The sequence below is a fragment of the Paraburkholderia sediminicola genome, assembly GCF_046026675.1.
Taxonomy (GTDB): Bacteria; Pseudomonadota; Gammaproteobacteria; order Burkholderiales; family Burkholderiaceae; genus Paraburkholderia; species Paraburkholderia sediminicola_F.
Genome location: NZ_JAQQEY010000002.1, coordinates 2,291,376 through 2,305,686, shown reverse-complemented (window position 1 = coordinate 2,305,686; position 14,311 = coordinate 2,291,376). Strand labels below are relative to the sequence as shown.

Sequence of the window (14,311 nt, the reverse complement as noted above, 5' to 3'; positions counted from 1 at the left end):
AGGGGTTGTTTGGCTAGGGACTGTGGTTTTGCTTGATTTGCTAGTGGTTTATTAGCGTTGCCCCTGTGCGGGGCGGCACTTTCTTTGCCGCCGTGTACGCGCCAGTGACAAGGGAGTCATTCTTCCGGCGGCGCTGCGCGCGCCGAAGAGTACTTCATAACGCCACTCCCCTTGGTTGCACTTCTTGTGGCGTGAGTTCGCTCGTTAGTATTGGCGTCTCCCGCTTGCAAAAAATTGCGATCACAGCTATCGCCCGTAAATTAACTTGGATACCTAAGTATTTTTCCGTCGCCGTGACGTGGGCTGCTTCGGTGTCTCTCAACTTTTTGAAAATAATTGCTCAAGGGGGATTGACGACCTGTCGACCGATCTCCATAATCTCGTTTCTCTGCTGCTGATGCAGCGACGCAGAACGAAGCGGTGCCGGGTGGTTGGGGTTGATGCCTCGCGGTGCAGGTTCGGTAGTGAATGCGGACTCGATCTTTAAAAATTAACAGCCGATAAGTGTGGGCGCTTGATGCGCGGCGCGAGCCGGACTCTTCGGGGTCTGGCGACAAGCGAAAGTATCAAGTCTCACACGAGTATTAAAGGAAGGTTTTCCTGTCGGGGTGGATTCACGCCGGCAGGAGGATCATTCGTCAGTACGTTGAGTGAGCGACCGGTCTCGGAAGAGACCGAAAAACAGTAACAGGTTTGAACTGAAGAGTTTGATCCTGGCTCAGATTGAACGCTGGCGGCATGCCTTACACATGCAAGTCGAACGGCAGCACGGGAGCAATCCTGGTGGCGAGTGGCGAACGGGTGAGTAATACATCGGAACGTGTCCTGTAGTGGGGGATAGCCCGGCGAAAGCCGGATTAATACCGCATACGCTCTACGGAGGAAAGGGGGGGATCTTAGGACCTCCCGCTACAGGGGCGGCCGATGGCAGATTAGCTAGTTGGTGGGGTAAAGGCCTACCAAGGCGACGATCTGTAGCTGGTCTGAGAGGACGACCAGCCACACTGGGACTGAGACACGGCCCAGACTCCTACGGGAGGCAGCAGTGGGGAATTTTGGACAATGGGGGAAACCCTGATCCAGCAATGCCGCGTGTGTGAAGAAGGCCTTCGGGTTGTAAAGCACTTTTGTCCGGAAAGAAAACCTCTGCCCTAATATGGTGGGGGGATGACGGTACCGGAAGAATAAGCACCGGCTAACTACGTGCCAGCAGCCGCGGTAATACGTAGGGTGCAAGCGTTAATCGGAATTACTGGGCGTAAAGCGTGCGCAGGCGGTCCGCTAAGACAGATGTGAAATCCCCGGGCTTAACCTGGGAACTGCATTTGTGACTGGCGGGCTAGAGTATGGCAGAGGGGGGTAGAATTCCACGTGTAGCAGTGAAATGCGTAGAGATGTGGAGGAATACCGATGGCGAAGGCAGCCCCCTGGGCCAATACTGACGCTCATGCACGAAAGCGTGGGGAGCAAACAGGATTAGATACCCTGGTAGTCCACGCCCTAAACGATGTCAACTAGTTGTTGGGGATTCATTTCCTTAGTAACGAAGCTAACGCGTGAAGTTGACCGCCTGGGGAGTACGGTCGCAAGATTAAAACTCAAAGGAATTGACGGGGACCCGCACAAGCGGTGGATGATGTGGATTAATTCGATGCAACGCGAAAAACCTTACCTACCCTTGACATGTATGGAACCTGGCTGAGAGGTCGGGGTGCCCGAAAGGGAGCCATAACACAGGTGCTGCATGGCTGTCGTCAGCTCGTGTCGTGAGATGTTGGGTTAAGTCCCGCAACGAGCGCAACCCTTGTCCCTAGTTGCTACGCAAGAGCACTCTAGGGAGACTGCCGGTGACAAACCGGAGGAAGGTGGGGATGACGTCAAGTCCTCATGGCCCTTATGGGTAGGGCTTCACACGTCATACAATGGTCGGAACAGAGGGTCGCCAACCCGCGAGGGGGAGCCAATCCCAGAAAACCGATCGTAGTCCGGATCGCACTCTGCAACTCGAGTGCGTGAAGCTGGAATCGCTAGTAATCGCGGATCAGCATGCCGCGGTGAATACGTTCCCGGGTCTTGTACACACCGCCCGTCACACCATGGGAGTGGGTTTTACCAGAAGTGGCTAGTCTAACCGCAAGGAGGACGGTCACCACGGTAGGATTCATGACTGGGGTGAAGTCGTAACAAGGTAGCCGTATCGGAAGGTGCGGCTGGATCACCTCCTTTCTCGAGCTAACGTGTCGAACGTTGAGCGCTCACGCTTATCGGCTGTGAACAGGACAGACTCAGGGGTCTGTAGCTCAGTTGGTTAGAGCACCGTCTTGATAAGGCGGGGGTCGATGGTTCGAATCCATCCAGACCCACCACTGTTTCTGCGGTGGCTGCGCTGATCACTGAACCCCCTGGGGCTATCAATATACGGATAGCAGTATCCGTGTATGACTGGGGGATTAGCTCAGCTGGGAGAGCACCTGCTTTGCAAGCAGGGGGTCGTCGGTTCGATCCCGTCATCCTCCACCAATCTTCAATGCCGGTTTTACTGCAGCGGCCCTGAAAGGGATTTGCGGTGTAGTGAAACAGGCATTGGCGATTGAGCCAGTCAGAGTGATACGCGGTTATAGCAACCGCGCTATCGGCTGTCGTTCTTTAACAATCAGGAAGAAGTAGTAAAGAGATTCACGAAAGGACATCTAGAGATGGGTGTGTGAGTAGGTGAATCAGGGTTGTGATTGTATCAATGTATGAAAAGGGGAATCGAAAGATTGCTCTTGGAATACGGCGCAACACGAATACTCAACCTGTAGCGACTGTGACGAAACACTTCATTCCCCGTGGATGCAGTGCGAGACACACCCGTTATAGGGTCAAGCGAACAAGTGCATGTGGTGGATGCCTTGGCGATCACAGGCGATGAAGGACGCGGTAGCCTGCGAAAAGCGGGGGGGAGCTGGCAAACGAGCTTTGATCCCCCGATGTCCGAATGGGGAAACCCACCTCTTTTGAGGTATCCGTAGCTGAATACATAGGCTACGTGAAGCGAACGCGGTGAACTGAAACATCTAAGTAACCGCAGGAAAAGAAATCAACCGAGATTCCCAGAGTAGTGGCGAGCGAAATGGGACCAGCCTGTACTCTTTATCTTCATTGTTAGTCGAAGGCTCTGGAAAGTGCCGCCATAGCAGGTGATAGCCCTGTAGACGAAAACAGCGAGGAAGAACTGGGTGTACGACAAGTAGGGCGGGACACGTGAAATCCTGTCTGAAGATGGGGGGACCATCCTCCAAGGCTAAATACTCGTGATCGACCGATAGTGAACCAGTACCGTGAGGGAAAGGCGAAAAGAACCCCGGGAGGGGAGTGAAATAGATCCTGAAACCGCATGCATACAAACAGTAGGAGCCTCCTTGTGGGGTGACTGCGTACCTTTTGTATAATGGGTCAGCGACTTACATTCAGTGGCAAGCTTAACCGATTAGGGCAGGCGTAGCGAAAGCGAGTCCGAACAGGGCGATTCAGTCGCTGGGTGTAGACCCGAAACCAGGTGATCTATCCATGGCCAGGATGAAGGTGCGGTAACACGTACTGGAGGTCCGAACCCACTAACGTTGAAAAGTTAGGGGATGAGCTGTGGATAGGGGTGAAAGGCTAAACAAACCTGGAAATAGCTGGTTCTCTCCGAAAACTATTTAGGTAGTGCCTCGTGTATCACCTTCGGGGGTAGAGCACTGTCATGGTTGTGGGGTCCATTGCGGATTACTACGCCATAGCAAACTCCGAATACCGAAGAGTGCAATCACGGGAGACAGACATCGGGTGCTAACGTCCGGTGTCAAGAGGGAAACAACCCAGACCGCCAGCTAAGGTCCCCAAATATTGCTAAGTGGGAAACGAAGTGGGAAGGCTAAAACAGTCAGGAGGTTGGCTTAGAAGCAGCCATCCTTTAAAGAAAGCGTAATAGCTCACTGATCGAGTCGTCCTGCGCGGAAGATGTAACGGGGCTAAGCAATATACCGAAGCTGCGGATGCACATTTATGTGCATGGTAGGAGAGCGTTCCGTAAGCCTGCGAAGGTGCATTGAAAAGTGCGCTGGAGGTATCGGAAGTGCGAATGCTGACATGAGTAGCGATAAAGGGGGTGAAAGGCCCCCTCGCCGTAAGCCCAAGGTTTCCTACGCAACGTTCATCGGCGTAGGGTGAGTCGGCCCCTAAGGCGAGGCAGAAATGCGTAGCTGATGGGAAGCAGGTTAATATTCCTGCACCATTGTTAAATGCGATGGGGGGACGGATCGCGGAAGGTTGTCCGGGTGTTGGAAGTCCCGGTCCTTGCATTGGAGAAGGCGCTTAGGCAAATCCGGGCGCGGAATTCAAGGGTGCGAGGCCATTCACTTCGGTGAAGAAGCAACTGGAAGTGGTTCCAAGAAAAGCCTCTAAGCTTCAGTTTAACAAGACCGTACCGCAAACCGACACAGGTGGGCGAGATGAGTATTCTAAGGCGCTTGAGAGAACTCGGGAGAAGGAACTCGGCAAATTGGTACCGTAACTTCGGGATAAGGTACGCCCCTGTAGCTTGATGCGCCTGCGCGCAAAGGGTGAAGGGGTTGCAATAAACTGGTGGCTGCGACTGTTTAATAAAAACACAGCACTCTGCAAACACGAAAGTGGACGTATAGGGTGTGACGCCTGCCCGGTGCCGGAAGATTAAATGATGGGGTGCAAGCTCTTGATTGAAGTCCCGGTAAACGGCGGCCGTAACTATAACGGTCCTAAGGTAGCGAAATTCCTTGTCGGGTAAGTTCCGACCTGCACGAATGGCGTAACGATGGCCACACTGTCTCCTCCCGAGACTCAGCGAAGTTGAAGTGTTTGTGATGATGCAATCTCCCCGCGGCTAGACGGAAAGACCCCATGAACCTTTACTGTAGCTTTGCATTGGACTTTGAACCGATCTGTGTAGGATAGGTGGGAGGCTATGAAGCGTGGACGCCAGTCTGCGTGGAGCCGCCCTTGAAATACCACCCTGGTTTGTTTGAGGTTCTAACCTTGGTCCGTTATCCGGACTGGGGACAGTGCATGGTAGGCAGTTTGACTGGGGCGGTCTCCTCCCAAAGTGTAACGGAGGAGTACGAAGGTACGCTAGGTACGGTCGGAAATCGTGCTGATAGTGCAATGGCATAAGCGTGCTTAACTGCGAGACCGACAAGTCGAGCAGGTGCGAAAGCAGGTCATAGTGATCCGGTGGTTCTGTATGGAAGGGCCATCGCTCAACGGATAAAAGGTACTCTGGGGATAACAGGCTGATACCGCCCAAGAGTTCATATCGACGGCGGTGTTTGGCACCTCGATGTCGGCTCATCTCATCCTGGGGCTGTAGCCGGTCCCAAGGGTATGGCTGTTCGCCATTTAAAGAGGTACGTGAGCTGGGTTTAAAACGTCGTGAGACAGTTTGGTCCCTATCTGCCGTGGGCGCTGGATATTTGAAGGGGGCTGCTCCTAGTACGAGAGGACCGGAGTGGACGAACCTCTGGTGTACCGGTTGTCACGCCAGTGGCATCGCCGGGTAGCTATGTTCGGAAGAGATAACCGCTGAAAGCATCTAAGCGGGAAACTCGCCTTAAGATGAGATATCCCCGGGGCTTCGAGCCCCTTGAAGGGTCGTTCAAGACCAGGACGTTGATAGGTCAGGTGTGGAAGCGCAGTAATGCGTTAAGCTAACTGATACTAATTGCCCGTAAGGCTTGATCCTATAACAGGTGTGTCTCGACCAGCGCTTACGCTGGTCCGATCCCCGAAGGGGATACGTGTGAACCCCCGGATGGGGGAGCAGAACACACAGGTTGAGATCGATGTTGTGCACGATACGCACAACCCAAAGTAATACCGAGAGGCATCCTCTCAGCTACTTCTTCCAGATTGGTTGTATTGCTCCACGAGCAGTACGGCAACAAGTCATGCCTGATGACCATAGCGAGTCGGTCCCACCCCTTCCCATCCCGAACAGGACCGTGAAACGACTCCACGCCGATGATAGTGCGGATTCCCGTGTGAAAGTAGGTAATCGTCAGGCTCCCCAGCAGCACCAGAAACCCCACCCCGCAACGGTGGGGTTTCTGCGTTTACCGGCGCAAAAAGCGGGCATCCGAAAACATCGCCACCGCAAGACTTTGACCGAAGCGCTCCGGGGCTGCCGGTGTCACTCCTTCCCGACCCGCAGTGCGTTCGCGTAACCCGTCAGCTCCAGATAGGCACGCCCAACGTCCACGCCGCCACGGCTCACCCGCACAGCACCTTCCCAATACACTGCGCCCGTGGATTGACGGGAATCGAGCTCCTGGTCATCCATCAACGGATCGAGGCGCCACGTAAGCGCGCCGGTTTTGACCGTCATCGACACAGGATACGACGTGTTCGTGTGCGGCGAGCGCCATGTGCGAACTGGAGTGAAATCGACCTGATCGCGGCTGAACGTTGTCACCTGACCGTCGCGATTTCTGAGTGCGGCATGTGCCCATACTGCGTGTCCATCGCGACTGCGGACCTTGAAAGCCATCAAGGCTGAACCGTCCGTCAGATTGGCGCCGAGCCAATCCCATCCGAGCGCGTCGGTATCGAGCAGCGTGCTGGACCATTCGTGATCGAGCCACGCAGCGCCGGTAACGACCGTTTCGCCCGTCGATTTGCTGCCCGCCGCGACCGGTCGAACTACGCTGCCAGTCACGCGCAATTGCGGCTCGCTGTAGTAATAGCTTGCCTGTTCGGGGCGCGGACCCTTGCGCGAGTAGCCCCGTTCGCCCTGGACCAAAGGCGCCTGTGTCGGCGTCAGTGCGAGGCGCAGCGCGAATCCGTTCGCGTCCACTGTAACGTCATAGTGGCCGTCGTCCGCACGGACGATTTTCCATGCATCGAGTTTGACGTCGGTATTGTCCGGTTTCGCATATGCCAGCCCGAAGCCTTCGCGGGCAACGCGCTGATCGTGAGTCAGATGACCAAGCGCAGGGTCGCTTAACGCGGCATGGGCAATGATCAATTGCGACGGTGCGAACGCGCTCGGGTCCGCTGGGTCGTGACCGGTTGCCGAGCGAAAGAAGGTGATCTGGAAACCGAGCGGCTGATTGTCCGGTGTCGTGAGCCAGCCTGTTGCGTACCACCACTCGGTGCGAAAAGCCGCGTGTGCACCCGTGTCTTGCGGCAGCACGATCGAATGGCCCGGCGTGACCGCCGCGAACTCGGGTGTCGCGGCGAACGCAGGTGCGGTAGCCATCAAACCCAGGCAAAGCAACGCCGAATGAATCGCAGCGCTCAATTGCCGTGCACTTGCGAGGCGAGGCAGCGCAGCCGATGACCCGCATGGAGCACCGTGCGCCAGACAGACGCGACCGGCTCGATAAGCGCGTGTCGCTACTCGATACGTCGCTTGATACATCGATCCATACGCCGCGTCATACATCGATTCTCGCCCCATCTCATGCGACGACCCGTCCATCACCAATCCTCCTTCACCGCCCGCACGGCATCCACCGACACCGCGCCTCGTCCCGCGATCACCGCCGTCGAACACGACGAAGCCAGCATCACCAACGCGACGGTGCTGAGCACGGTCCATGGAACGTGCAACGACATGCTCCAATGAAACGACTGCGGATTGACGACGAACACCAGGATCAGACTGATCGCGAATCCAAGAAGGAAGCCCATCGCGATCCCGCAAGCGGTGAGCATTCCGCCTTCGAGCGCAAGAATCGCGAGAACCTGCGAGCGGGTCACGCCCACATGCCGCAGCATGCCGAACTCACGGGCCCGTGCGAGTGTCTGCGCGGAAAACGTCGCTGCGACGCCGAACAGGCCGATCACGATCGCGACCCCCTCGAGAAGATACGTGACGGCAAAACTTCGATCGAAAATAACCAGCGTACGCGCGCGGATTTCGCCTGGTTGCGACAGGTTCAGCGATGCACTGAAGGGCAGCGCACGCAGGCCAGCAATCACACGTTCGACGCTCGTTCCCGGCTGAACGGTGACTGCCACATCTGTCGCGCCTGTGTCGGCGGTTAGGCGCCGGTAATCCGCAAGCCGTATCTGAATCGCGCCGGTCTGCCGCACGTAATCACGCCATATACCGGCTACAACGAACACGTGACCGCGCTCGCCGAGCGGCAACTGCACGCGCTGGCCGAGCTTATATCCATACAGATCGACCATTGCTTCGGATACCCAAACAGGTATCTCGCCCTCATGCAACGCGGAAGGAGGCAGCACCGCTCCAGTCATCTGCAGATTCGCACCCGGATCGGCGGCGTCGATTTCACGGGCTAGCACCGCGACGTCCGGCCGTGCAGGATCGAGCGTGAGATGCGAGGTGCGGGCAAACGCCGCCGTCTTGATGCCGGGCACGGTACGCAGCAGCGTCTGTTCGTCGGGGCGCAAGCCACCGGTGTCGCCGTTCGGTGCCACGCGAACGTACAGATCGGCCGAGAGCAGGTGGCCCAACCAGTCTTCGACAGAAACACGGAAACTGGCCACCATGATCGCCATCGCGACGATCAGCGCGAAGCTCGACAGCACGCCGCCTATCGCGATCGATGCATGGCCCGGCGCATTCGCGAGACGCGCCAATGCCAATGTGCTCGCCGCGCCGGCCCGGCGCCGCGCGCCGAGAGCACGGCTTGCAGCGCCGAAGATCAAAGCGGTCACGCGCGGCATCAGCGCAATTCCGCCGACCAGCAACAGCGCAACAGCCAGATAGCCGCCGACAGGCGCATCGAACAACGGCGGCACCTGGGTGAGCACGGCGGCAACCAGCAGACACGTCAACGCGGGCCAAGGCGTAGCGAGCCGGGCCAGTGCGCCTTCTTCGGCGCCGGCTTTGAGCGCCACCGCGGGCCGCGCACGTGCCGCCTCCAATGCGGGGGCAAGACTGCCTAATACGGACACAGCAATGCCAAGCGTCAGAAATAGTGCGGTTGCTAGCGGCTCGAAACCGACGTGCGGTTGCACGCCGGGAAAGTATCCACCGCCCAGGTCGCTGCCGAAGAAACGCAACGCGCCGCTCGCCATCGCATAGCCGAGTGCGAGTCCGGACAGCGAGCCGAGCAGGCCTAGCAGCGCACCTTCCATCAGGATCTGGCGCAGCAACTGGCCGCGCGTCAGCCCAAGTACGCGCAGCATCGCGAACTGTGCACGGCGCCGCACGACGCCCAGCGCCTGGGTCGAAAACACGAGGAACGCGCCGGTGAAAAGCGCCACCAGCGCGAGCACGTTCATATTGATCCGATAGGCGCGCGACAAACGATCGGTGCGGCTTTCGGCGTCGCGCGTTTCGGAGATCACCCACCGGCCACCGAGCCGCGCTTGAAGATCACGCTTGAAGCGTTCGCGATCGACGCCCCGTTCGAGTTGCACGTCGATGCGTGACAGCTTGCCCACCTTGCCGAACTTCCACTGAGCGGCGGCAATGTCCATCACCGCGAGCCGCTGCCCCGGCCGTGTTCTCACGAGACCGCCGGCCACACGAAAGTGCACGATCGATGTGCCGCTTTGCAGCGCCACGTAATCGCCGATCTTCACGTTCAACCATTGTTGCGCCGCCGCCGAGAGAAACACCGTATCGGCCGCGAGCGTATCGAACGGCCGTTCAGGCGACGGCACACCAATCAGATCAGGCGCAATGCGGCTTGCCTTGAAGACATCGATACCGAGCACAGGCAACGCTGCGCTCTGATCCGGCACGGTGACATCGAGAGCGAGTACGGGACTCGCCAGCGCCACGCCAGGCTTAGTCGACAAACGCGGATAGATGGACTCGTCGAATAAAGGTTGCGCACCGCGCACCTGCAGATCGGCCTCGCCCGACAGGCTGCGCGCCGCCGCCGAGAATTCATTGAAGGCCGCGCTGTTGATCAACTGAACTGCGTAGCCAAGCGCGACGCCGAGCGCGATCGTTGCGATTGCAACCAGTGCGCGTCCACGATGACTGCGCCACTCGGCACCCAACAGCCAACGCGCGAGCGTGCGATGACCTCGCATACGCTGCAGCGGGTGTGGGTCAGCGTGCATCATCGGCTGAACGCGCAGCGGATCGAGCGTCGGGTGTCGAACCGGAAAACGCGGAACGTCCGGACGACGATACGTGCAAACCGCCGTCGCTCAGAATCAGAATGCGGTCCGCCACTGCCGCGGCTGCCTCCGAGTGCGTGACCATGATGGTGGCTGCACCGGTTGCCTTGCTTTGCGTGCGGAACAAGCCGAGTACTTCGTGTGCGGTATCGGGGTCGAGGTTGCCGGTGGGTTCGTCGGCGAGAATCAGTTTCGGACGATGCACGAGCGCACGCGCAATGGCGACGCGTTGCAACTCGCCGCCCGACAGCTGCCGCGGAAAATCATCGCCACGGCCGCTCAAACCGACGGCCGCGAGCATATCGAGCGCGCCGGCCGTGGGCAGCTCGTTTAGCAGCAGCGGTAGAGCGACATTCTGCGCAAGCGTCAGATGAGGGAGTACGTGAAACGCCTGAAACACGAAGCCCAGTTTTTGCCGGCGCAACCGTGTTGCCGCGTTGTCATCCAGACGCGAGACTGCGCTGCCGTCGATGATCACGTCGCCGCTATCTGCACTGTCGAGCCCTGCAATGAGATTCAGCAGCGTCGATTTGCCGACGCCGGAGTCACCCATGATCGCGACGAATTCTCCTGGCGCGAGCGTGAAATCGAGGTGTGCCAGCACGATGCGGCCGGCGCCATAGGTCTTGCCAAGCCCGCGGCATTCGAGCGCGGGAACGACACCTTCATCACGAAGCAGCATGCGGTATCCGATAAGTCTGGCCGGTGAGGGCGCGGCGTCCAACCGTGCGAAGAACTACCTTACTACGCACGAGCGTCGGCCCCTGAACCGCCGAAGTATATTCGGGTTCTGTAAGGCTCGCAGGCGAGCGCCGCCATCACCCGATACCTGTCTGACAATGGACAGGCAGGCAGATCGACCGGGTCTTTTCGGGCCCGCGCCGATGCTTCTTTAGAGTGCCGGATCAAAAAAATTTTCCGTTCGTGAGCGCGCTAAATTTTTGCCGGCGGCTCGAAATCGGCTTTGATGGCGCGTCGCGCACCAGAATGATTTATTTCGGTGCGATCGTCGCGTTGAAGCGGTTGTGCAAGAGTGGCTAATCGCACGTCAACTGCTTTCTTCTACATGTAAATAGCATGGTGTATACCCTGAAAAAATTGCTTTGTGCATCTGCACATTTTTGGGCGTTTCGCAAGGGCGGGCGTGACAACAATGCATTACCAAAGGCGTTGCAGCGTTGTTGCGCTGCAAAAGTATTCTTATCTTGGTAATCTCCCACCCTTGGTCATTCGACTGCGGGTAAACGTGAGGCAGGCAGCACCGCTTCCACGTCAATTTCAGCGAAATCCAGCCTACATATCCATTTCAATGCTTTCGTTTTTGAAGGCGTTGATGCGGCGTTTTGTATTTCAAGTTTTCAACAGAACACATGCCATTGCCTCCGCTTCTTAGCCTACTCATCTGGATCCCTATTGTCGCCGGCCTGGTGGTTTTGCGTGCCGGATCGGACTCGGCACGTAACCGCACGCGATGGCTCGCGTTGACCGGCGCGATAGCGGGTTTCCTGCCGGTGATTCCGCTCGTGTCGAATTTCCGCAATGACGTGACGTCGATGCAGTTCGTCGAGAACGTCCGCTGGTCGCCCACGTTCGATATCGCATGGCATGTGGGGGTGGATGGGATTTCGCTTTGGCTCGTCGCGTTGACCGCGCTGACCACGATCATCATCGTGGTCGCCTCGTGGGAATCGATTACCGAGCGCACCGCGCAATACTTCGGCGCGTTCCTGATGTTGTCGGGTTTCATGCAGGGCGTGTTCACGTCGATGGACGGCATGCTGTTCTTCATCTCGTTCGAAGCGACGCTGATTCCGCTATACCTGCTGATCGGGACGTGGGGCAATTCGAACCGTTCGTATGCCGCAGTGAAGTTCTTCTTCGTCTCGTTCCTCGGCTCGCTGATGATGCTGATGTCGATGCTGTATCTGTATGCGCAGACGCACAGCTTCGACCTCGCGCTGTGGCGTGAAACGCACCTCGGCACGTGGCCGCAAGTCCTGATCTTCCTCGGCTTCCTTGCCGCGTTCGGTGTGAAGGTGCCGATGTGGCCGCTGCATACGTGGCTGCCCGACGTCCACCTCGACGGCCCGACCGGCGCCGCGGTAATGATCGGCATGCTCAAGCTGGGCGGCTACGGCCTGCTGCGTTTTGCGTTGCCGATCGCCCCGCAGGCCAGCCACTTCTTCGCGCCGATGATGATCACGCTGTCGCTGGTCGCGGTGATCTATTCGAGCCTGCTGGCACTCGTGCAGACCGACATGCGCCGTCTGCTCGCGTATTCGACGATCGCGCACATGGGCCTCGTGACGCTCGGCCTGTTCGTCTTCAACCGCATCGGCCAGGCCGGCGCGATCGTGCAGATGCTGTCGTATGGTGTGGTGTCCGGCGCGATGCTGCTGTGCACGGGCATGCTCTTCGACCGCACGAAGACGGCTTCGATCGCTGAATACGGCGGCGTTGCCAACACCATGCCGCGCTTCGCTGCGTTCGTGATGCTGTTCTCGATGGCCAATATCGGCCTGCCGGGCACTTCGGGTTTTGTCGGCGAGTTCATGGTGCTGATGGGCGCGATCCGCTTCAATTTCTGGATCGGCGCCATCGCGGCCTCCACGCTGGTTCTGAGCGCGGCCTACACGCTGTGGATGTACAAGCGCGTGATTTTCGGCGCGATTGCCAATGCACGTGTCGCGAAGCTGCAGGACCTCGGCAAGCGCGAGTTCGTGCTGCTCGGCGCGATGGCTCTGCTGGTGCTGGCCATCGGCATCAATCCGAAGCCGTTCACCGACGCGATCGACCCGTCGGTCGGCACGCTGCTGGCGCAATCGGAACGCAGCCTGCATCCGTCAGACTCCGTGCCGGCTGACGGTGGCGAGCACCTGCAGGCTGCGGCGCCCGCTACTGTCGCGGCACGCACACCGGGCTGATCGAAACAAGGCGCGTGTCGCAGGTGCAACATCCGTCGCCAGGACTTTGCTGGCGCGAACGCGCTTTTTTTCACCCCTACACACGTCCTTTTCGGGCATTCGGCACAGATCAACCACTCAGGTCACGCTGCGTTTTAATGCTTGTTTAAAGGGACTTTTGTGATCTGTCGATTCCGTCGGCACTTCGCAATAGCGCATTGCAAACCCTCACGTGCGCGCAGCCGTGCGGCAACATGTCACACGGTGTTGCGGCGCAATAGATCGTTGCGAAAACGAGTGTTTATATCCCCTTGACGACCCCCTATTATGCGATCGCTTACTAATGGAGAGCGGTCGAATGACGTTCGTTGAAGTCGTAGAAGAAAGGCAATGGATATGAAAGGAAAGACGCTGCGAGGGTCGGCAGGTTTCCTTTCCGCCGGCCTTGTGTTGTTGCTCTCGGGTTGCAGCAACCTCGATGTTTTGAATCCGAAGGGAAGTGTGGGTCTGGCTGAACGTGAGCTGATTGCCACGTCGGTCTGGGCCATGCTGATTGTGGTCGTTCCGGTTATCGCGCTCACGCTGCTGTTCGCATGGCGCTATCGTGCATCGAACAGGAATGCCGAATACAAGCCGGGCTGGGTGCATTCGACCGGCATCGAAATCGCCATCTGGACGATTCCGACGCTGATCATTCTGTTTCTCGCCGTGCTGACGTGGAAGAGCACACACGAGCTCGATCCGTATAAGCCGCTCGAATCGCAGGTCAAGCCGATCAACGTCGAAGTCGTCGCACTCGACTGGAAGTGGCTCTTCATCTATCCCGACCTCGGCATTGCATCGGTGAACCAGCTGGCGTTCCCGGTCGGCACGCCGGTGAACTTCCTCATCACGTCGGACACGGTGATGAACTCCTTCTTCATTCCGCAACTCGGCGGCCAGATCTACGCGATGGCGGGTATGCAAACGCGTCTGCACCTGATCGCTGACGAGGCCGGCAACTACGCAGGCACTGCAGCGAACTTCAGCGGTAAGGGTTTCTCGGACATGAAGTTCCGCGCGCTCGCCACGTCGCCGGACGAGTTCAACGCGTGGGTCAGCAAGGTACGCGCCTCGTCCGACCGTCTTGACATGGACCGCTATCACGCGATGTCGGCGCCTACCGAGAAGGAGCCGGTGCGCTACTTCTCGTCGGTCGATCCGAGGCTCTTTCACAACATCATTGCCCGATACAACAACGGTAACGTCCTCGACAACATGAACGACGCCAACTGTGCGCCTAAGGGTAAGGGGTAACG

Annotated in this window: 5 protein-coding genes, 2 tRNA genes and 3 rRNA genes; 7 read left to right on the top strand and 3 right to left on the bottom strand. The window is 58.0% G+C overall.

The window, feature by feature from the left end; translation table 11 throughout:
* Nucleotides 1-695 precede the first annotated feature (695 nt).
* The 5 genes from PQQ86_RS30030 to rrf all read left to right on the top strand — a co-directional run bounded on the left by PQQ86_RS30030 (nucleotide 696) and on the right by rrf (nucleotide 6,064).
* Nucleotides 696-2,226, top strand: a 16S ribosomal RNA gene (locus tag PQQ86_RS30030).
* Between the two features lie 63 nt (nucleotides 2,227-2,289).
* Nucleotides 2,290-2,366, top strand: a tRNA-Ile gene (locus PQQ86_RS30025).
* A gap of 78 nt (nucleotides 2,367-2,444) precedes the next feature.
* A tRNA-Ala gene (locus tag PQQ86_RS30020) sits at nucleotides 2,445-2,520 on the top strand.
* Nucleotides 2,521-2,862: 342 nt separating this feature from the next.
* Nucleotides 2,863-5,743: ribosomal RNA gene (locus PQQ86_RS30015) — 23S ribosomal RNA — on the top strand.
* A gap of 208 nt (nucleotides 5,744-5,951) precedes the next feature.
* Nucleotides 5,952-6,064: ribosomal RNA gene (gene rrf / locus PQQ86_RS30010) — 5S ribosomal RNA — on the top strand.
* The 16S, 23S and 5S rRNA genes sit together here with 2 tRNA genes alongside, the layout of an rRNA operon.
* A 126-nt stretch (nucleotides 6,065-6,190) precedes the next feature.
* On the opposite strand, the gene PQQ86_RS30005 is transcribed toward rrf, so the two are convergent.
* The 3 genes from PQQ86_RS30005 to PQQ86_RS29995 all read right to left on the bottom strand — a co-directional run bounded on the left by PQQ86_RS30005 (nucleotide 6,191) and on the right by PQQ86_RS29995 (nucleotide 10,792).
* Complete coding sequence (locus PQQ86_RS30005) at nucleotides 6,191-7,258, bottom strand: lipocalin-like domain-containing protein (protein WP_408275307.1); 1,068 nt, start codon at nucleotides 7,256-7,258, stop codon at nucleotides 6,191-6,193.
* Nucleotides 7,259-7,479: 221 nt separating this feature from the next.
* The gene (locus tag PQQ86_RS30000) at nucleotides 7,480-10,050 is read right to left on the bottom strand and encodes an FtsX-like permease family protein (protein ID WP_408279397.1); all 2,571 of its coding nucleotides are present in this window, start codon (nucleotides 10,048-10,050) and stop codon (nucleotides 7,480-7,482) included.
* Nucleotides 10,040-10,792 (bottom strand): ABC transporter ATP-binding protein, encoded by a 753-nt coding sequence (locus PQQ86_RS29995; protein ID WP_408275304.1) that lies wholly within the window; start codon nucleotides 10,790-10,792, stop codon nucleotides 10,040-10,042. Before PQQ86_RS29995 ends, PQQ86_RS30000 begins: the two co-directional genes overlap by 11 nt.
* Before the next feature lie 688 nt (nucleotides 10,793-11,480).
* Here PQQ86_RS29995 and PQQ86_RS29990 point away from each other — a divergent pair.
* A complete protein-coding gene (locus tag PQQ86_RS29990) occupies nucleotides 11,481-13,034 on the top strand; it encodes an NADH-quinone oxidoreductase subunit M (RefSeq protein WP_408275301.1) in 1,554 nt (517 codons plus the stop codon).
* Nucleotides 13,035-13,409: 375 nt separating this feature from the next.
* On the top strand, nucleotides 13,410-14,309 hold the full coding sequence (gene cyoA / locus PQQ86_RS29985) for a ubiquinol oxidase subunit II (protein WP_408279396.1): 900 nt from the start codon (nucleotides 13,410-13,412) through the stop codon (nucleotides 14,307-14,309).
* Nucleotides 14,310-14,311: the final 2 nt, after the last annotated feature.

What these genes read in the sequence shown, in the direction of transcription:
- PQQ86_RS29995 (WP_408275304.1), bottom strand. Translation starts at nt 10,792, where the DNA reads ATGCTGCTTCGTGATGAAGGTGTCGTTCCCGCGCTCGAATGCCGCGGG.
- PQQ86_RS30005 (WP_408275307.1), bottom strand. Translation starts at nt 7,258, where the DNA reads ATGGCTACCGCACCTGCGTTCGCCGCGACACCCGAGTTCGCGGCGGTC.
- cyoA (WP_408279396.1), top strand. Translation starts at nt 13,410, where the DNA reads ATGAAAGGAAAGACGCTGCGAGGGTCGGCAGGTTTCCTTTCCGCCGGC.
- PQQ86_RS30000 (WP_408279397.1), bottom strand. Translation starts at nt 10,050, where the DNA reads ATGCACGCTGACCCACACCCGCTGCAGCGTATGCGAGGTCATCGCACG.
- PQQ86_RS29990 (WP_408275301.1), top strand. Translation starts at nt 11,481, where the DNA reads ATGCCATTGCCTCCGCTTCTTAGCCTACTCATCTGGATCCCTATTGTC.